This is a genomic window from Pseudomonas synxantha BG33R, assembly GCF_000263715.2.
Taxonomy (GTDB): domain Bacteria; phylum Pseudomonadota; class Gammaproteobacteria; order Pseudomonadales; family Pseudomonadaceae; genus Aquipseudomonas; species Aquipseudomonas synxantha_A.
The window spans coordinates 1758276-1776238 of the sequence record NZ_CM001514.1; the positions used below are offsets into that span (position 1 = coordinate 1758276).

At 59.6% G+C, this 17963-nt stretch carries 18 protein-coding genes; 10 read left to right on the forward strand and 8 right to left on the reverse strand.

Going from position 1 to position 17963, the window contains the following annotated elements; all coding sequences use genetic code 11:
• Window positions 1–25: 25 nt before the first annotated feature.
• Both PSEBG33_RS19130 and PSEBG33_RS19125 read right to left on the reverse strand, forming a co-directional pair.
• On the reverse strand, window positions 26–640 hold the full coding sequence (locus PSEBG33_RS19130; RefSeq protein ID WP_005786068.1) for an NAD(P)-dependent oxidoreductase: 615 nt from the start codon (window positions 638–640) through the stop codon (window positions 26–28).
• 34 nt (window positions 641–674) lie between these two features.
• A complete protein-coding gene (locus PSEBG33_RS19125; RefSeq protein ID WP_005786070.1) occupies window positions 675–1541 on the reverse strand; it encodes an MBL fold metallo-hydrolase in 867 nt (288 codons plus the stop codon).
• A gap of 105 nt (window positions 1542–1646) precedes the next feature.
• On the opposite strand from PSEBG33_RS19125, the gene PSEBG33_RS19120 reads away from it, so the two are divergent.
• A complete protein-coding gene (locus tag PSEBG33_RS19120) occupies window positions 1647–2552 on the forward strand; it encodes a LysR family transcriptional regulator (RefSeq protein ID WP_005786071.1) in 906 nt (301 codons plus the stop codon).
• A 100-nt stretch (window positions 2553–2652) separates the two neighbouring features.
• A complete protein-coding gene (locus PSEBG33_RS19115) occupies window positions 2653–2832 on the forward strand; it encodes a hypothetical protein (protein WP_003189580.1) in 180 nt (59 codons plus the stop codon).
• Here the strand turns inward: PSEBG33_RS19115 and PSEBG33_RS19110 are convergent.
• Window positions 2825–3700 (reverse strand): helix-turn-helix domain-containing protein, encoded by an 876-nt coding sequence (locus PSEBG33_RS19110; protein WP_005786075.1) that lies wholly within the window; start codon window positions 3698–3700, stop codon window positions 2825–2827. The genes PSEBG33_RS19115 and PSEBG33_RS19110 overlap by 8 nt on opposite strands.
• Before the next feature lie 180 nt (window positions 3701–3880).
• On the opposite strand from PSEBG33_RS19110, the gene pobA reads away from it, so the two are divergent.
• Together pobA and PSEBG33_RS19100 are read left to right on the forward strand one after the other, a co-directional pair.
• Complete coding sequence (gene pobA / locus PSEBG33_RS19105) at window positions 3881–5074, forward strand: 4-hydroxybenzoate 3-monooxygenase (RefSeq protein ID WP_005786076.1); 1194 nt, start codon at window positions 3881–3883, stop codon at window positions 5072–5074.
• A gap of 66 nt (window positions 5075–5140) precedes the next feature.
• Window positions 5141–6658, forward strand: coding sequence for an MDR family MFS transporter (locus PSEBG33_RS19100; RefSeq protein WP_005786077.1), 1518 nt, complete (start codon window positions 5141–5143; stop codon window positions 6656–6658).
• A 64-nt stretch (window positions 6659–6722) separates the two neighbouring features.
• On the opposite strand, the gene PSEBG33_RS19095 is transcribed toward PSEBG33_RS19100, so the two are convergent.
• From PSEBG33_RS19095 to PSEBG33_RS19080, 4 genes are all read right to left on the reverse strand, one after another.
• Window positions 6723–7565 carry a cache domain-containing protein gene (locus PSEBG33_RS19095; protein ID WP_005786078.1) on the reverse strand — a complete coding sequence of 281 codons (843 nt, stop codon included), beginning with the start codon at window positions 7563–7565 and terminating at the stop codon, window positions 6723–6725.
• A 134-nt stretch (window positions 7566–7699) separates the two neighbouring features.
• Window positions 7700–9553: a phospholipase effector Tle1 domain-containing protein gene (locus tag PSEBG33_RS19090; RefSeq protein WP_005786080.1), complete on the reverse strand. Its 1854-nt coding sequence runs from the start codon at window positions 9551–9553 to the stop codon at window positions 7700–7702.
• A 288-nt stretch (window positions 9554–9841) separates the two neighbouring features.
• On the reverse strand, window positions 9842–10312 hold the full coding sequence (gene cynS / locus PSEBG33_RS19085) for a cyanase (protein ID WP_005786081.1): 471 nt from the start codon (window positions 10310–10312) through the stop codon (window positions 9842–9844).
• A gap of 27 nt (window positions 10313–10339) precedes the next feature.
• Window positions 10340–10981, reverse strand: a complete 642-nt coding sequence (locus PSEBG33_RS19080) for a carbonic anhydrase (protein ID WP_005786082.1) — start codon at window positions 10979–10981, stop codon at window positions 10340–10342.
• 112 nt (window positions 10982–11093) lie between these two features.
• Here PSEBG33_RS19080 and cynR point away from each other — a divergent pair, with 112 nt between their 5' ends.
• Entirely contained in the window at window positions 11094–11960 is an 867-nt protein-coding gene (gene cynR / locus PSEBG33_RS19075; protein WP_005786083.1) for a transcriptional regulator CynR, read from the forward strand.
• A 105-nt stretch (window positions 11961–12065) separates the two neighbouring features.
• Here the strand turns inward: cynR and PSEBG33_RS19070 are convergent, their stop codons facing one another.
• Window positions 12066–12839 carry a transporter substrate-binding domain-containing protein gene (locus PSEBG33_RS19070; RefSeq protein WP_005786084.1) on the reverse strand — a complete coding sequence of 258 codons (774 nt, stop codon included), beginning with the start codon at window positions 12837–12839 and terminating at the stop codon, window positions 12066–12068.
• A 348-nt stretch (window positions 12840–13187) separates the two neighbouring features.
• Between PSEBG33_RS19070 and PSEBG33_RS19065 the strand changes: the two genes are divergently transcribed.
• From PSEBG33_RS19065 to PSEBG33_RS19045, 5 genes are all read left to right on the forward strand, one after another.
• A complete protein-coding gene (locus tag PSEBG33_RS19065) occupies window positions 13188–14558 on the forward strand; it encodes a glutamine synthetase family protein (protein WP_005786085.1) in 1371 nt (456 codons plus the stop codon).
• Between the two features lie 99 nt (window positions 14559–14657).
• Window positions 14658–15257 carry a class I SAM-dependent methyltransferase gene (locus tag PSEBG33_RS19060; protein WP_005786086.1) on the forward strand — a complete coding sequence of 200 codons (600 nt, stop codon included), beginning with the start codon at window positions 14658–14660 and terminating at the stop codon, window positions 15255–15257.
• Between the two features lie 122 nt (window positions 15258–15379).
• Entirely contained in the window at window positions 15380–16513 is a 1134-nt protein-coding gene (rnd, locus tag PSEBG33_RS19055) for a ribonuclease D (RefSeq protein WP_005786087.1), read from the forward strand.
• Window positions 16510–16803, forward strand: coding sequence for a YcgL domain-containing protein (locus tag PSEBG33_RS19050; protein WP_005786089.1), 294 nt, complete (start codon window positions 16510–16512; stop codon window positions 16801–16803). Before rnd ends, PSEBG33_RS19050 begins: the two co-directional genes overlap by 4 nt.
• Window positions 16804–16911: 108 nt before the next feature.
• Window positions 16912–17844 (forward strand): D-2-hydroxyacid dehydrogenase, encoded by a 933-nt coding sequence (locus tag PSEBG33_RS19045; RefSeq protein ID WP_005786090.1) that lies wholly within the window; start codon window positions 16912–16914, stop codon window positions 17842–17844.
• Window positions 17845–17963 lie beyond the last annotated feature (119 nt).

Consider the following 17963-nt stretch of genomic DNA (forward strand, 5'->3'; position numbering starts at 1 on the left):
CCTCCCACATGTTTACCGCGTGGTGTCAGTAGCCAACGGTGAAGCGCTTACGCGAGTGCTTGGGTGTTTCAACCTCGTCGATCATGGCGATGGCGTAGTCGGCAAAGCTGATCGAGCTGTTACCGTCACTGCTCACCAACAGGTCATCCTGGCCCAGGCGGAATTTGCCGGTGCGCTCGGTCCCGTCGAACAGCGCCGATGGCGAGAGGAACGTCCAATCCAATTCCTTTTCCTGACGCAGCGTTTCCAGGAAGTCAGCCCCGGCACTGGCTTCGGCCTTGTACTCCGCCGGGAAACCCGGGCTATCGATGACGCGACTGCCGTCCGGTAGCAGCAACGAACCCGCACCGCCCACCACCAGCAGGCGTTTGACCCCGGCCTTTTTCACCGGGCCGATCACGGCGCTGGCGGGCAAGGTGGCAAAGTGCGCGGCGCTGATCACCACATCGCTGCCGCTGATAGCGTGTTGCAGGGCATCGGCGTCCAGGGCATCCACCTGCTTGACCGTGACGCCTGGGCGTACGCCCAGCTTGTCGGTGTTGCGAGCGATGGCGGTAACGGTATGCCCGCGGCGCAGGGCTTCTTCCAGCAGTTGGCTACCGGCACGGCCGGTGGCACCAATGATTGCGATTTTGCTCATGACGTTCTCCATCAGGGTTAGGGTTTAAAGCCGATCACCACTTCATTTCGCCCTTGGCGACTTTGGCGCTCAATTCCAGCGAGCTTTCGTCGGCGAGGGTGGGGTAACGCTGTTTCATGGCCGCAATCAGGGCGGCGGAATCCTTGGCCTTGGCGGTTTCGATGTCGAAGGCCTTGATGTAGTCGGCGGTGAATTTCACCGAGGCCAGCGATGGGGTGCCCAGGTAGTGGCCAGGGATCACTGTTTTTGGCTTCAAGCCTTCAATGCGCTCAAGGGTGCTCAACCAGTCTTTATGAGATTGCGCGCCCTGAGTGTCAGCCATCCACAGGTGAATGTTTTCGGCGACAACCACACCACCGACCACAGCCTTGATCGACGGGATCCACACAAAGCTGCGATCCGGCTGCGGACCGTCCAGACCCACCACTTCAAGCTGTTGCCCTTCAAGGGTCAGGCTGTGGCCTTGCAGCACTTGCGGCACAATCGTCTTGGCCGGTTTGTCGGCGCCCATTTTCGGGCCCCAATATTCCAGCTTGCCGGCGACGGTGGCGTTGATATGGTCGACCACCGGTTGCGGCGCCAGCACCTTGGCGTCGGGGAAGGCGGCGGTCAGGGTGTCGAGGCCGAAGTAGTAGTCCGGGTCGCCATGGCTGATGTAGATGGTGGTCAGGTGCTTGCCGCTGGCGCGGATGTTCTGCACCAGTTGTTCGGCCTGGCCTTTGCCGAATTGGGCGTCCACCAGGATCGCGTCTTTGGCACCGCTGACCAGCACCGAGCTGACGGGAAAGATCGCCGCTTCGCCGGGGTTGTACACGTCCAGTTTCAGCTCAGCGGCTGCCGCGTGGGCGGCGAAGGCCAGGGCGGCAGTGGCCAGGGTCAAGCGTTTGAAGGTCGAGAACATTGGGCAGCTCCTGCCATTGGTAAGGGGTGGGTAGAGCTTAGTTGCATAAAACACCACAAAAAATGCGATGCTTGGACATAGTTTGTTTCTGAAATCGGGCAGATCATGGATCGTCTTCAAGCAATGCGCGTGTTTGTCACTGTGGTGGACCTGGGCAGTCAGTCTGCCGCCGCCGATCATCTGGACCTGTCGCGCCCGGTGGTCTCGCGTTACCTGGCTGAGCTGGAGGATTGGGTCGGCGCGCGCCTGCTGCACCGCACCACGCGCAAGCTCAGCCTCACTGCTGCCGGGAGCGAAACCCTGCCGCGCTGCCGGCAATTGCTGGAGCTGTGCGCTGATATGCAGGCCGCCGTCAGCGAGCCCGATGACGCGCCCCGGGGCTTGTTGCGCCTGAGCGTCAGTACCTCGTTCGGCCAGGCGCAGTTGGGCGCGGCCATTGCCGAGTACGTCAAGCGCTACCCGCTGGTGACGGTGGACTTGCAGATGCTCGACCGCACGGTGAACCTGGTGGATGAGCGCATCGATCTGGCGATCCGCACCAGCAATGACCTGGACCCGAACCTGATCGCCCGGCGCTTGACCGTGTGCCGCTCGGTGGTGTGTGCCACACCGGCCTATCTGCGTGAGCATCCGGCGCCGCAGAAAGTCGAAGACCTGGCCCGGCACAACTGCCTGACCCACTCCTATTTCGGCAAGAGCCTGTGGCATTTCGAAGAGCAGGGCGAACACGTGTCGGTGCCGGTGCACGGCAATATCACCGCCAACGAGGCCAGCACGTTATTGCGTATAACCCTGGCCGGGGCAGGGGTGGCGATGCTCCCCAGTTATCAGGCCGGTGACCTGATCCGCAGTGGTGAACTGGTGCGCTTGCTGCCTGCAGCAGAGCCACGGCAGATGAACATCTATGCGGTGTACGCCTCGCGCAAGCACATGCCCTCGGCACTGCGCAGCCTGCTGGATTTTCTGGTGCTGCGGTTTCCGGAGGCGCCTGCGTGGGACGTCGGCCTCTAAGGCGATATAAACGCGCTGAATGGCAGCCAATCATGGCAACTTGCGCTGACTGACCTATGCTTTAAACAGCACCGTGTAGATCCGTTCAGAGGTCTGTGCCATGAGTATCAAAACCAGAAAATACCTGACGATTTTCACCCTCTGCGCATTGGCGACTGCGTTGTACGGGACAGCCGCCTATCGCGTCGAACAAACCCGCATGCAACCGGCGGCGTTCGCGATCAGTTGCCACCAGGACCAATGCGTGCCGCGCACCGGCAGTTTCAGCGCGCTCAGGTAGGCTGCTCGGCCTTCAATTGCTCGCGAAACGCCTTGGGTGAAAACCCGACCCTGCGGCGAAACAGTCGTGAGAAGTTGGTCGGGTCGGAAAAGCCCAGCACCTCGGACATCTCATTGATGGTCATGCTGGTGTAGGTCAACAAGCGCTTGGCTTCCAGCAACTGGCGGTCATGCATGATCTGCAACGCCGGTTGCCCGCCCAACTCCCGACAAGTCCCGTTCAAGTGTGAGACCGAGATGCCCAGCTTGTGGGCCAAATCTTCAATCTTGGGGTGCTCACGGTAATGCTGTTCGACCAGTTGGGTGAAACGCCGAAAATACTCACGACCACGTGGGGCGCGTGGATGACGGCGCTGGATCGCCTGGCGGCTGACCCACACCAGCAGCACGCTGACCAAGGCGTGCAACATCATGTCCCGTGCCGGTTGATCATCGGCGTATTCGTCCTGCAAGCGCACGAACAGGTTGTTCAAGTAGTCGCTGTCCTTGCCCGCAGGATAACTGCCGAGGGTTTGCAGGCCATCGACGGTGTCGCCCAATTGCGCCTGCAAATGGCTGACCAGCGGCGCCGAAAGGGTCACCACATAACCCTGCACATCTTCGGAAAAACGAAAGCCATGCACGCACAGTGGCGGCAGCACTTGCAGGCTCGCTTCATTGAGGGTGGTGCGCTGGCCTTCGATTTCCAGTTGTGCCTGGCCTTTGTGCACATACAGCAGTTGGCACAGATCCGCGTGCCGGTGGGGCTGGATTTCCCACTGGTATTCCCGACTGCGCCGGGAAATGGTTTCGCAGTGCAACAAATCGGGCGTCGGCCACTGCTGGCTTTCCCCGTAAAGCTTGAAGACCGGAATCGCGGTTTTGGTCATGGTTTCAATCCGATACTCAGGATAATGGTTCGGTAATCGCCCCGATTGGCGAAAAGCGCAGGCTTTGACGCAGTTTTCACCTTCTTATGCGGTTCGCTCAAGTGAAAAATGTCAGCCACACGTCCACTGACAACTCTTTCACTCGATACGTTCGGGTAAAGCGTGAAGGCCATAAAAATAATGAAAACCCTGAAAACCCAAGTCGCCATTATTGGCGCCGGTCCGTCTGGATTGCTGCTCGGCCAGCTGCTGCACAACGCTGGTATTCAAACCCTTGTTCTAGAGCGCCAGAGCGCCGATTACGTGCAAGGGCGCATCCGTGCCGGTGTGTTGGAGCAGGGCATGGTCGACCTGTTGCGCGAAGCCGGGGTGAACCAACGCATGGAGACTGAGGGGTTGGTGCACACCGGCTTTGACATTGCCCTCAATGACCAACTTATCCCGATCGATCTGAAGGCATTGACCGGTGGCCAATCGGTGATGATCTACGGCCAGACCGAAGTCACTCGCGACCTGATGGCCGCCCGCGCAGCCGCCGGCGCGACCACGCTGTACGAGGCGTGCGACGTACAGCCCCATGATCTGAAAAGTGATCGACCCTGGCTGACGTTCAATCACCAAGGCCAAGCCTATCGCCTGGAGTGCGATTACATCGCCGGTTGCGATGGCTTCCATGGCGTCGCCCGCCAGTCGATTCCGGCGCAGGCGTTGAAGGTATTCGAGCGGGTCTATCCCTTCGGTTGGCTGGGGGTGCTCGCCAATACGCCGCCGGTACACGCCGAGCTGGTGTATGCCAAACACCCACGGGGTTTTGCCCTGTGCAGCATGCGCTCACCCACGCGCAGCCGTTATTACCTGCAAGTGCCGCAGGACGAGGCTGTGGAGGATTGGTCGGATGAGCGTTTCTGGGATGAGCTGAAAACCCGCTTGCCCGGTTCATTGGCGCAGCAGTTGGTGACCGGCCCCTCGATTGAAAAAAGTATCGCGCCGCTGCGCAGCTTCGTGGTGGAGCCCATGCAGTACGGGCGCCTGTTCCTGCTTGGCGATGCTGCGCATATTGTCCCGCCCACCGGCGCCAAGGGTTTGAACCTGGCGGCCAGTGATGTGAGCACGTTGTTCCGGATCTTGCTCAAGGTGTACCGCGAAGGGCGCCTGGACTTGCTGCAAAAGTACTCGGCGATCTGCCTGCGCCGGGTATGGAAGGCCGAGCGATTTTCCTGGTGGATGACCTCGATGCTGCATGAGTTTCCCCAGGCGGACGCCTTCAGCCAGCGCATTGCCGAGAGTGAGCTGGATTATTTCATCCACTCGGATGCCGGGCGCAAAACCATTGCAGAAAATTACGTCGGGCTTGCTTACGAGCCTATCGAATAGCCTGCTATCGTATTGAGCATTCCCGCGGGCGATCTTGTCCTGCGGGCCTTGTTCGAAGGTTCTGCCGTGACTCACCTCAATCAGCCCGCCCCAACCGTTCCCGCCGTGCGCAGTATTCTTGCTGCGCTGATGATGGCGATCTTCCTCGGCGCCCTGGACCAGACCATTGTGGCGGTGTCCATGCCGGCCATTTCCGCGCAGTTTCATGACGTCAACCTGCTGGCCTGGGTGATTTCCGGCTATATGGTGGCGATGACCGTGGCGGTGCCGATCTACGGCAAGCTTGGCGATCTGTATGGGCGCCGGCCCATGATGCTGATCGGCATGGGCGTGTTCACCCTGGCGTCGCTGTTTTGTGGCATGGCGCAAAGCATGGAGCAATTGGTGCTGGCGCGGATTCTCCAGGGCGTCGGTGCCGGCGGGATGATTTCAGTGAGCCAGGCAATCATCGGCGACATCATTCCCCCTCGCGAACGCGGCCGGTACCAGGGCTATTTCAGCAGCATGTACGCGGTGGCCAGCGTGGCGGGGCCGGTGCTGGGCGGCTATATGACCGAGTACTTGTCGTGGCGCTGGGTGTTTTTGATCAACCTGCCGCTGGGTGCCGGCGCCTGGTACGTGGCCCATCGCACTCTGGTGGGGCTGCCGGTGCCGCAGCGCAAGCCGATCATCGATTACCTCGGCACGGTGCTGATGATCATCGGCCTCACCGCCTTGTTGCTGGGCATCACCGAAATCGGCCAGGGCCATTCGTGGCGTGACGCTCAAGTGCTGGGGTTGCTGGCCTGCGCACTGCTGGCGTTGAGCGTGTTTGTGTGGCACGAACGCCGCGCGCGCGAACCGCTGCTGCCCATGCACTTGTTTGCCAACCGCAGTGCGGTGTTGTGTTGGTGCACGATTTTTGTCACCAGCTTCCAGGCGATTTCCCTGACCGTGCTGATGCCCCTGCGTTACCAGACCGTGACCGGCGCCGGTGCCGACAGTGCGGCCCTGCACTTGCTGCCCTTGGCGATGGGCTTGCCGATGGGCGCGTATTTCGCCGGGCGCATGACCTCGGTGACTGGCCGCTATAAACCGATGATCCTGAGCGGCGCGGTGTTGAGCCCGCTAGCGATTCTCGGCATGGCCTACAGCGCGCCCCAGGCGGTGGTGCTCACCAGCGTATTCATGCTGTTGTGCGGCATTGCCGCCGGTATGCAGTTCCCGACCTCGTTGGTGGGTACGCAGAACTCGGTGGAGCAACGGGATATCGGTGTGGCCACCAGTACCACCAACCTGTTCCGCTCTTTGGGCGGGGCAGTGGGGGTGGCGTGCATGTCGGCGTTGCTGCTGGCGCTGTTGCACGATTCCAGTTTCGCCCATTTGACGAGCGCCGCACTGGTGGCCGAAGGCAGTTCTGGCAACGTGCTGCTTGACGGCCTCAACGCGGCACCCGGCCCGGCGCAGGATGCGCTGCGCGGCGAGTTGGCGGTGACGTTTCGGCATTTGCTGATGGTGAGCGCGGCGGTGTCGGTGTTTGGGCTGGCGGCGGCGATTGTGATGCCGAACCGGGTACTGCGCGGTCGTGAAGACAAAGCTAGATAAGCGGAAGCGGAGCGTCTCAGGCGGCGTTCCCACGCAGAGCGTGGGAACGATCAAAGCCAACAGATCAGGGGCTGTAATACCCCACCGCAACCATGAAATGCCCGCTTTTGCGCACATAAGCGTGCTTGTTCTCGACCTTACCCGTCACCGGGTTTTTCCAGCGGTATTTGTATTCCCCCTGATCCTGCTCGGCCATCATCTTGAGGATCGGCTCACCCACCGGTTTGCCATCCGGGTCCTTGATCTTGGCAAAGTCAGTGTTGATCAGACGCAGGTTTGTCCCGTGTGCCACATAACGTCGAGTATTCAGGTCAACCACAAACACATAGAGGTCATCCTGCAGGAAGCCGCCCTGCAGTGAGTTGATGGCCTTGAGCGTGCCGGTTTCATCCTTCACCAGCGCATCCACCGCCTTGTTACGCAGCGCCCGTGCCTGTTCCGGCGTGGCCCGTGGCAGGTAATAACCCACCGCCAGGATGCGTTTGCCTACCCGCTGATAAAACACATGCTTGTGTTCGACCTTGCCGTCGTTCCAGTTCTGCCAGCGATAGTCGGCCTGCTGGACACCCTGGCTTTCGGGCACCTTGAGCGCGTCCTTGAATGACTGACGCAAATCCGGCCCGAGCACCTCGGACACGTCGCGACCGATCAGCGCAGACGAGGGGCCGCCACTGGCCAGCAGTACGCCTTGGGTATCAACCACAAACACATAGCGGTCCTGGTCGATGAATTCGCCCTGTCGACTGAAGGCGGCAAAGGCCTTGTCACCTTGCTTGTGGTAGTACGCCAAGGCCTTTTCCAGCAAGGTCTTGGCGGCCTGGGCATCCGCTTCCTGAGCCGTTGCAGCATGCACCTGGCTGCAGCCACATAACAGCAGCAGCCAGGTGAGTCGCAGCAGTGTGTTCATATACCGTCCCTCGGTCTTGTCGGTGTGACAAGAGCGTAGACGGCTCTTGCTCAGCGCGCCGTCAGCATCAGCTATTGTGGAAAGGAGACAGGTTATCGTGATGTGGTTGAGTCGGGCGATTTAGAGCCGGGAAATCACTCAAGAGCGAAAGCATAGACCACGACTTTAGGTCCATAAAACGTAATGCTGAATGTTTGCTCTTCAGTGTTATCGGTTCGATGAACCAGATGATACTTTCGCTTCGATATCACGGTGCCGGTGCCGTCTGGGGCTACATCGCTGCCTGAGTACGGGGCAGGCGCCTGGCCGTCGAGCTTGACTTCAAAATGGACATGATTGCCGTCGACTGCGGGGCCTAGTACCAAATACAGGTCACGGCTATTGAAGCGGTAGACAATACGGCCGCCAGGCGCGTCCAGGGTTATTGTCTGATTGGCGTAGTTCCATAATCCTTCCAGGCTCCAGTGATCGAGGGGCAGAGCGGGGGGCGTGGAATAACTTACTACTTTATCGATGATGATCGCGCTATCGGATACGAAATTTTCTGCTCGCATCTCACCCAGACGGAGGTGGGGGAAAATCGAGTGAGCATTCATGAAAATTTTGCGCTGCCAATCCATATCGGGTCGATTTGGACTTTCGTTGCCAAAAATCCCGTTGAAGTGCGTCTCCAGCGCTAGTTGCGCGTGCATGTGCTGCTGCAATGGCTCCGTCAGCAGGTTAAGCGGCCTCGGGGCAAAAGGCATTAATACGTTTTTCCAGTCCACCGAAATATGAATATAGTCTCTCGCAAGAAACGCCAGCTCTTGCGGGGAGTACGGTGTCAAGGGCATGTGGGAGCTGACTTCGTTTCGCCGGATCAGTGCCGTGCGTAAAAAAGGCTTGAGGTCATCAGGTATTGGGTAGTCCGCCTTGAACGCGTCCTTGTCAAAACTGCAACCGTTATGGCAGGCGGTATCGAGCATTACCCAGCCAGCAATGAGCTGCAATTCGCCTTTCACCTCGCGACGACTGATACCTTGATAATAGGGCAGTGGTAGTACAGAGTACTCGACAGAACTATGCTCCAGCAGAACATTAAGTATAGGATCCATTCTTAAGTTATTAATTTCATCCACCACATGCGCTCTTGGATCGTAGTGCGGGTTTGGCCAATAACGTTTTGGTGTGATGCGGCAAACTTCAGTTTGAACGGCAGGGCCCAGGGCGTAACTGCCACCTATATCGGAATGGCAGCCGGGTAAGGGCAGTTCTACGTAAGGCGGTTGCACACTGCGCAGAGGGAAGTTATACCGATACTCATGCATGGATTGGATTTGCAGCACTTTGCTGGGATGAATCAAGCGCAGTTCAATATCCATGCCGGAAGTATTGCCCGTATCATGAGGGTCCTGCCACTGGCCGTTATTCAATGTCCAGATGCTCGCCACAGTGTCGAAGAGTCCCAGAAAATGAATGTCTAGATCTTGTCTCAGTACCATGTCGTACTTTTTTAATATTTCAGCGATGGGCAGGTATATAGAATTGTTTTTTGATATGACCATATTGGCGAAGTGTCTCGCGATGGTAGCGCCGCGACTGAAACCAAACACGTCAAACTCGATGTTTACGTTTTTCTGTGTTGGTAGCATGGAAGACAATAATTGCCCGATCGTTGCACAGGCTTTGCTAACCGCCATGGCATACTTCGCAAAAACGCCGTAGCCGCCTATGGTTAATGGAAGGTCCACGCCTACGGCCATCGCCAGCGTGCTGTCAAAATCATTGGTTTTGGTACCCACACCTTCCATATAAATCCCCGTTTGCATCAATGTCTCTGGAACGATGGTAGTGGTGTAGTATTTATAGAGTCGATAAATATTTGAAATCGCACCCTGGTAGCTGACTCCTTTGTCAGGGGTGCCAGCCAGGGCGTTCAAAGCGTTATTTCCGGTTCCATCAAAGAATAATCCGATCCTTATAGTGATTACTGGCGTATCAAGTGTCATGCGCTCGGCTCCATGCTGTTATTCAGCTGCTGGGGTTTTGGTAGTCGGCAGATAAAAGTTGCCGTTCCATTACCCTAGTCGTTGAATGAACTAAGTCTGGGGTCGTGAAGGGTGAAAGTGGTAATTTGCGAAAAAGGTGCAGGTGAAACTGGAGTATTCACACGTCAAATTTTTCAGCTGGCCCGTACCTGGCTGCAACACAGCAGCCAGGTGAGTCGCAGCAGTGTGTTCATATACCCGTCCCTCGGTCTTGTTGGTGTGACAAGAGCGTAGACGGTCGCTCGGGAATCAGAAGGGTTTAGTGGGCAGGTATTTGCCGTCCAGAGTGATGACCGCACGGGAGCCGCCGTCCGGGTCTTCGACTTTCTTGATGTCCAGCTTGAAGTTGATGGCGCTGATGATGCCGTCGCCGAATTGCTCATGCACCAAGGCCTTCAAGGTAGAGCCGTAGACCTGCAGCATTTCGTAGAAGCGGTACATCGTCGGATCGGTCGGCACACCGCTGGGGAAACTGCCGCGCAGTGGGACGCTTTGCAGCAGGCGGCTGGCGTCCTGGTCGAGGCCGAGTTTGTCGCACACGATGTCGGCCGCCTCCTTGGGCAGTGGGTGCTGGCCGAGCAGGGCGGCGGTGACGAACGCCAGGCTCAGGCCGGTGCCATCGGTGAGGTCCTGCCATGACAGATTCTTGCGTGCCTTGAGGTCGATAACGGTATCGGCCAGGGCCAGGCGTGGGGTTTGGGCGAATTGGGATTGCAACATGGTGATGTCCTCTTGGGTGGTTAAGGTTCAGGCAGCGTGGGCGCGGGTGGTTGGATGGTCGAGCAGGGAGACGAAGCGTCCGGTGCGACCGTCCAGCGCGTCGATGCCACCGGTTTCGATGTCATACACCCAGCCGTGCAGGTTCATCCGGCCTTGTTCCAGGGCCAGCGCAACGCTGGGGTGAGTCTTGAGATTAGCCAGTTGGGCGACCACGTTTTCACGCACCAATGAATCCAGGCGCGCAGCGTCCGAGACATGCGTACGGGATGCATTGATCACCTTGGCTGACTCGGCATGACGCAACCAGTTGGCCACGGCCGGCAGATGGTCCAGGCACTTGCAGGTGGAAATGGCAGTCATGGCGCCGCAGTCCGAATGCCCGCAAATCACAATGTCGCTGACCCCGAGTACCGCCACCGCATATTCGACCGTGGCCGATACACCACCCGGCTCGGGGCCGTAGGACGGCACGATATTGCCGGCATTGCGGATCACGAACAGATCGCCGGGTTCCTGCTGGGTCAGAAGCTCCGGCACGACACGGCTGTCGGAGCAGGACACGAACAAGGTGCCGGGGTTCTGTGTGGTCGCCAGGTGCTTGAACAAGTCGCTGCGTTGGGAAAAGGCTTCACGTTGGAATTTGCGGAAGCCATCGATGAGATGCTGCATGGTGGTTCTCCTTGCGTCGCTGATGGGGCAAGGATGGAAGTTTTCGGCTATAGCGTCCAAGACCGGTTTATGATGCTGTCTATAAGTCATGCCTATAGCTGGAGCGCTGTCGATGCTGCTGCGTCATATCCGTTACTTGCTCGCCGTTGCCGAGCATCGCAACTTCACCCGCGCCGCCGAAGCGCTGCATGTATCGCAGCCGACCCTCTCACAACAGATTAAACAGCTGGAAGAAAGCCTCGGCGCGCCGCTGCTCGACCGCTCCGGGCGCAGTATCAGCCTGACCGATGCGGGGCAAGCCTATGTGCGCTTTGCGCGGCTGGCGTTGCAGGATCTGCAGGCCGGCAGCCGCGCCATACACGATGTGCAGGACCTCAGCCGCGGGCATTTGCGCCTGGCCATGACGCCGACCTTCACCGCCTACCTGATCGGCCCGTTGCTGGCGCGATTCAATACGCTGTACCCGGGCATCACCCTCAGCGTCGAGGAGTTGACCCAGGACCGTATCGAAGCTGCACTGGGCGAGGACCTGCTGGATATCGGTATCGGATTTACCGGCGAACATGGGCCGGACATTGAGTGCGAGGGGCTGTTTGTCGAACAACTGAGCGTAGTGGTCAGTGCCAGCCATCCCCAATTGAGCCGACTCGTTTGGCTTGAACAACCCCTGGTGCTGCTGAACACGAGCTTCGCTACCCGCCGCCATATCGATGACTACTGCCGCGGGCAAGGTGTGAAACCATTTATCGCCATGGAAGACAACTCCATCAGCGCAATCATCGAAATCGTCCGCAACACGTCACTGGCAACCGTCCTGCCCCAAGCACTGGCCGAGGCGCAGACGGGGCTGCACGCCGTGACCATCGACCCACCGCTGCCGCAGCGTACTGCCGCACTATTGAGCCGCAAGGGCGCCTATCGCAGCGCCGCGTGCAGGGCGTTCGTCGAGCTGATGTGGGAGGGGGCTTGCTCCCGATAGCGGAGTGTCAGTTAACAGTTTTTTGGCTGATCCACCTATATCGGGAGCAAGCCCCTTCCCACATTTGGATCTCGGTGTGCCAGACAGGCCGTCATGGCAGAAAATTCAAGGCGCAGCCAACCACTGGCTGACAATCCCCGCATACCCCCCGGTCGCCACGCTCAAGTGCAACCACTGATCCACATAACTCTTCCAGGCCACATCATCGCGAGGCAGCAGGAAGGCTTTTTCACTGTATTGCATCGGCCGCTCAGGATTGACCGCACACAACCCAGGCTTGAGCTTCTGCTGATACCGCGCCTCGCTGGCATCGGTAATCATCACATCGGCCTTGCCCGCCAGCAGCTCATCAAAAATCGTTACATTGTCATGCAGGCGAATCTGCGTCTGGCCCAGGTGGGCACGGGCAAACACTTCATTGGTGCCACCTGCCGGCTCGATCACCCGCACCTGTGGCTGGTTGATCTGCTCAACCGTTTGGTAGCGCTGCACATCGGCGCAGCGCACCAGTGGGATCTTGCCGTCAACCCCCAGCGATTGGCTGAAGAACGCCTTTTTCTGCCGCTCCAGCGACACCGAAATCCCGCCCACGGCGATGTCGCACCGTTGGGCGAGGAAGTCCGGCATCAGGGTTTTCCACGTGGTGGGCACCCACTTGATCGTGGCGTTGAGGCTCTTGGCCAGGGACTCGGCCATGGTGATGTCGATACCTTCATAACGGCCATCGGCGCGCAATGAGGTGTAGGGCTTGTAGTCGCCCGTTGTGCAAACGGTCAGGGTGCCGCGCTGGATCACCTCGTCAAGACGTGACGGAACAGTGTCGGCCTGGGCGATGTTGGCCAGGCTTGCCAGCACACAGAGGGCCAGAGGAGCTTTCATGGGGGCGAGTCCTTGGGGCACGGTCGGGGCGCCCATTATTTCCAGCGCCGGGCAGGGTGGCAAGGTGAGGAATGTTTAGCCAAACTGCACCCAAACTCCATCAAGCCTGAATTTAACCGCCTATCCAGGCGTGTGACGCTCGGGGTTCTCTATTTCTGTGATCCGCGCATGGACGGTTGCCCCGACACTCACGCCGCGACACTGCCTTCTGCACTTGCGTTCTGGGCCCTGTTCCATTGTCGACACGCGCGCCCGCCAGACACCTCTCTTCTACGTTGATCCACCCCCACGGATGACGCGCACCTGTGCGCATCTGCGCCTGCCTGACCCAAACGTATGAGAATTGCCATGAGTGTCTTTGCCCGCCTGCACGAAGCCCGAACCTTCCTTGAGCAGAACCCCGACATCGAGATGTTCGAGCTGTTTATCCTCGACAACAACGGCGTCCCCCGCGGCAAGCTGCTGCACCGCGACGAACTGCTGGCGGTGTACGAAACCGGCCGGCCACTGCCCAGCACCATTCTCGGCCTGACCATCAATGGCGATGACGTAGAAAACTCAGGGCTGGTGTGGGAAGTCGGCGATATCGACTGCCGCGCCTACCCGATCAGTGGCAGTTTGCAGCGTATGCCCTGGCGTTTGATTCCTACCGCAGCGGTGCAAGTCAGCATGCACCCCACACAAGGCTTGCCCGCCACCGTGGCCGACCCTCGGCATTTGCTCGCCAAGGTCATCGATGCACTCAAGGCCGATGGCTATTACCCGGTGATGGCGGCAGAGCTGGAGTTCTACCTGCTCGACCAGAAGCCCGACGGCAACGGTCGTCCGCAACCGGCGCGGGATATGGACGGCAATCGCCCGCGCTCGACCCAGGTGTATGGCCTGCGCGAACTGGAGCAGATCGAGCCGTTTCTCGCCGACCTTTATAGCGCCTGCAAGCTGCAAGGTATCCCGGCGCGCACGGCCATCTCCGAGTACGCCCCGGGCCAGGTGGAAATCACCCTTGAACATCGCACTGATGCTTTACAGGCGATGGACGAAGCGGTGCGCTACAAACGCCTGGTCAAGGGCGTGGCCCACAAGCATGGGATGGCCGCATGTTTCATGGCCAAGCCGTTCGACGACCTGGCCGGCACCGGCATGCATATGCACGTCAGCCTGGCCGATGCCCAGGGCAATAACCTGTTCGCCAGCGAGGCGGCTGATGGCACGCCACTGCTGCGCCAGGCGGTGGGCGGGATGCTGAGTACGTTGCTCGATTCGCTGCTGATGTTCTGCCCCAACGCCAACTCCTATCGGCGTTTCCAAACCAACAGCTATGCACCCCTGGCTGCCACCTGGGGCGTGGACAACCGCACCGTCAGCCTGCGCGTGCCCGGTGGCCCGGCCAGTTCCCGGCATATCGAGCACCGCATCTGCGGCGCCGATGCCAACCCTTATCTGGCGGCCGCCGCGATCCTGGCCGGCATCCATCGCGGCATTCGCGAGCAACGCGACCCTGGCGCCCCGGTGGAAGGAAACGGTTATGCCCAGGCCAAGGAGCTGTTGCCCACTGACTGGCTGACCACCCTGCGTGCGCTTGAGGCTTCGCGATGGGCAAAGGATGCGTTTGGCAGTGAATTCCTTGGTGTTTACCTGGCAGTCAAACGTGCCGAATATCGCCAGTTCATGGGCGAGGTCGGTGAGCAGGATTGGCGCTGGTACCTGCATCAGGCGTGACGGAGTTTACGGTGGCGGCTTTCGACCTTTTTTTCACGTTGCAGTGGTTAAGCTGGGAATCAAGGTCGTTCACTACCGTTTTACCCACATGAGCCCGTGATGTCGCCACAACCTCCATCCCCCATCGAGACTGAATTCACCGAGCGCTGTGACCGTGAGCATGCCAGGGTCTGTGGTGATCCGCGTCCGCCAAGGCTGTTGCAGCGCTTGGCCGCGTGGCGGGATGCGCGGCTGGTTCGCCATGCGCTGAAGGTCGCGGGTGAGCCAGGGCTTATCCTTGACCTGGCCTGTGGTTCGGGGCGCTTCTGGCCGGTGCTGGCCGAGCACGTCAACCGGGTGATCCTCGCCTCTGACAACTCCCAGGCCATGCTCGACCACGCGCGTACCCATCACCCGGGCACGTTGCTCAAACGTGTCAAAACTTTCCAGGGCTCGGCGTTTTCGATTGGCCTTTCGGCGAATGCGGTGGACTGCATTTTCTGCCTGGAGTTGTTTCGTCATGTGCCCAGCAGCGATGTGCGATTAATGTTGTTGCGTGAGTTTCACCGCGTCAGCCGCGACACGGTGATTGTTTCCGTAAGCGCGGGTACACCGGTAGAGGATGAGTTTCGTCAGGCGGGCTTCAAGGTTCTGAATTACCAGGAGTTCCTGCCGGGCTCCAAACTGTGGTGTGTGTACGTGCTGCGTAAGAGAGGATAACTCCCATTTGTCGGACTATTCTTCATCTCCTGTCGGAGTTTTCATGATGGTGTGTGCACTGCGGATGCTCGCAAGCCCCTTTCGCGATATATACTGCGCGCCATTCTTCAAGGGAGAGCCGTGTGGCCATCGATATTCACTGGATCTGCGACAACGATAGCCTCGGCCAGCATTGCGCCCAATGGCAGCAGTTGCCATTCGTCGCCCTCGACACCGAATTCATGCGGGTCGACACCTTTTACCCTATTGCCGGGCTGATCCAGATCGGTGATGGCGCGCGCGCTTACCTGATCGACCCCCTGACCATCGACAACTGGCAACCCTTGGCCGCTTTGCTGGAGAACCCAGCGGTGATCAAGGTGGTGCACGCCTGCAGCGAAGACCTGGAAGTGCTGTTGCGCCTGACTGGCAGCCTGCCGGCGCCGTTGTTCGACACCCAGTTGGCCGCGGCTTACCTCAACCTCGGCTTTTCCATGGGTTATTCGCGCCTGGTGCAAGCGGTGCTGGATATCGAGCTGCCCAAGGGCGAAACCCGCTCGGACTGGCTGCAGCGGCCATTGTCCGAGACGCAGGTCAGTTACGCCGCCGAAGACGCGGTGCACCTGGCCGAGGTCTATATTCGCCTGCGCCCGCAGCTATCGGATGACAAGTACGCCTGGGTCCTGGAAGACGGTGCCGAACTGGTCGCCAACCTGCGCCGCGAAATCGACCCTTTCGAGGTGTACCGCGACGCCAAGCTGGCGTGGAAACTGTCCCGTGCCCAACTTGCCGTGCTGCGTGAATTGTGCGCCTGGCGCGAGCAGCAGGCCCGCGCCCGTGACCTGCCGCGCAACCGCATCATCCGCGAGCATTCGCTCTGGCCGTTGGCCAAATCCCAGCCGGACAACCTGGCAGCGCTGGGCAAGATCGAAGACATGCACCCGCGTACCGTGCGTCAGGACGGCCAGTTCCTGCTGGACCTCATCAAACGTGCCGGTAGCGTGCCGATGGACCAATGGCCTCCCGCCGTGGCCGAACCGTTGCCGGTGGATGCCGCCGCGCTGATCAAGCAACTGCGCGCCCTGGGCCAGACGTTCGCCGAGCGCCTGGAGATGGCGCCGGAACTGATGCTGCGCAAGAAAACCCTCGAAGCCCTGGTCAAAAGTGGCTACCCCGATGGGCCTTACCAATTGCCAGACTCGCTGCGTGGCTGGCGCCGCGAGTTGATGGGCCAGGCGCTGCTCGACAGCCTGGCCAATGCCGGAGAACAGCCTTGAAACGTATTTGTTCCATCTACCGCAGCAAGAAAAAAGACGGCATGTACCTCTACGTGCTCAAAAGCGATGCCCTCGAGCGCGTGCCCGAGCCGTTGATGGACGCCTTCGGCAAGGCGCATCACGCGTTTGACATGGTGCTGACGCCGGAGCGCAAGCTGTCGCGCGAAGACATCACCGTGGTGCTGGAAAACCTCGACAAACAGGGCTACCACCTGCAAATGCCGCCGGCCGAAGACGAGTACATCGAGCACTTGCCCGAAGAGTTGCTGCGCCGCAACGACCCGATGTGATCGATCAGTGCCTGTGTCAGGGCACAGGCTTTAAATGGAATCGTATTAGACGACGGTGGCCGTAAGGATGCGTGCGTCCGTCTGCATTGTTTTTGAAAGGTTTGAACCATGCGTGTTCTGATTGCTGAACAGGATCACCCGCTCTACACCCAACTGCTCAAGGAGGCCGCCCCGGACCTTGACGTGCTGACCAGCGGTGACTCGGCCGAACTCTCGCGCCTGGCCGCCGATTGCCCGGTGTGGCTGGGCCAGCCCGATCTGCTGGCGACGCTGCTGCGCCAGGGCCATCACCCGCAGTGGTTGCAATCGACCTGGGCCGGTATCACGCCGCTGCTGGCCGATGGCTTGCCCCGCGACTATCGCCTGACCCGTGCGGTTGGCATCTTCGGCCAGGTCATGGCCGAGTTTGTCCTCACCTATATGCTAGGCCATGAGCGCGAAGTGCTGGCGCGGCTGGTTAGCCAGGTCGAGCGAAAATGGGACAACCGCATGGGTCAGAGCCTGGCGGGGCGCACGGCGCTGATTGTCGGCACGGGTGATATTGGCAAAAGCGTGGCTGATTTCCTGGTGCCCTTTGGCGTCAAGCTGTACGGCATCGCCAGTACGGCGCGGGAACAGGCACCCTTTATCGAAGTGGCCGGGCTCGATCAGTTGGGCCGCTTGGTGGGCGAGGTCGATTACGTGATCAACCTGCTGCCCAATACCCCGGACACCCATGACGTGTACAACGCGGCGTTGTTCAAGCAATTCAAGTCGACGGCGTTGTTTATCAACGTCGGGCGCGGCGTGGCGGTGGTGGATGCCGACTTGGTCGAGGCCCTGAAAGAAGGGCATCTGGCCGGCGCGGTGATCGACGTGTGCCGTCAGGAGCCGTTGCCGCAACGCCACCCGTTCTGGACCGCGTGGGGTTTGCTGTTGACCGGTCACAGCTCGGCACCGACCTCGCCGTCGATGATGGTGGCGTTGTTTGTGCAAAACGTGCGCGCCTACCAGGCCAAGCTAGCGTTGCGCGGGGAAGTGAATTTCGAGCGCGGCTATTGACCAGGGCGCCTGGCAACCGGGCGTGCTCGTTCACCTATAGTCACTCACATAAAGCCTGACAGTTTATAGGGAACCTTCTTCTCTGATTTTCCACCCAGGGACTTCAGATAGCGCAGGTA

What these genes read in the sequence shown, in the direction of transcription:
- PSEBG33_RS19095 (WP_005786078.1), bottom strand. Translation starts at nt 7,565, where the DNA reads ATGAACACACTGCTGCGACTCACCTGGCTGCTGCTGTTATGTGGCTGC.
- PSEBG33_RS19125 (WP_005786070.1), bottom strand. Translation starts at nt 1,541, where the DNA reads ATGTTCTCGACCTTCAAACGCTTGACCCTGGCCACTGCCGCCCTGGCC.
- PSEBG33_RS19130 (WP_005786068.1), bottom strand. Translation starts at nt 640, where the DNA reads ATGAGCAAAATCGCAATCATTGGTGCCACCGGCCGTGCCGGTAGCCAA.
- PSEBG33_RS19065 (WP_005786085.1), top strand. Translation starts at nt 13,188, where the DNA reads ATGAGTGTCTTTGCCCGCCTGCACGAAGCCCGAACCTTCCTTGAGCAG.
- PSEBG33_RS19070 (WP_005786084.1), bottom strand. Translation starts at nt 12,839, where the DNA reads ATGAAAGCTCCTCTGGCCCTCTGTGTGCTGGCAAGCCTGGCCAACATC.
- pobA (WP_005786076.1), top strand. Translation starts at nt 3,881, where the DNA reads ATGAAAACCCTGAAAACCCAAGTCGCCATTATTGGCGCCGGTCCGTCT.
- PSEBG33_RS19045 (WP_005786090.1), top strand. Translation starts at nt 16,912, where the DNA reads ATGCGTGTTCTGATTGCTGAACAGGATCACCCGCTCTACACCCAACTG.
- PSEBG33_RS19080 (WP_005786082.1), bottom strand. Translation starts at nt 10,981, where the DNA reads ATGCAGCATCTCATCGATGGCTTCCGCAAATTCCAACGTGAAGCCTTT.
- PSEBG33_RS19115 (WP_003189580.1), top strand. Translation starts at nt 2,653, where the DNA reads ATGAGTATCAAAACCAGAAAATACCTGACGATTTTCACCCTCTGCGCA.
- cynS (WP_005786081.1), bottom strand. Translation starts at nt 10,312, where the DNA reads ATGTTGCAATCCCAATTCGCCCAAACCCCACGCCTGGCCCTGGCCGAT.
- PSEBG33_RS19090 (WP_005786080.1), bottom strand. Translation starts at nt 9,553, where the DNA reads ATGACACTTGATACGCCAGTAATCACTATAAGGATCGGATTATTCTTT.
- PSEBG33_RS19110 (WP_005786075.1), bottom strand. Translation starts at nt 3,700, where the DNA reads ATGACCAAAACCGCGATTCCGGTCTTCAAGCTTTACGGGGAAAGCCAG.
- PSEBG33_RS19060 (WP_005786086.1), top strand. Translation starts at nt 14,658, where the DNA reads ATGTCGCCACAACCTCCATCCCCCATCGAGACTGAATTCACCGAGCGC.
- PSEBG33_RS19120 (WP_005786071.1), top strand. Translation starts at nt 1,647, where the DNA reads ATGGATCGTCTTCAAGCAATGCGCGTGTTTGTCACTGTGGTGGACCTG.
- cynR (WP_005786083.1), top strand. Translation starts at nt 11,094, where the DNA reads ATGCTGCTGCGTCATATCCGTTACTTGCTCGCCGTTGCCGAGCATCGC.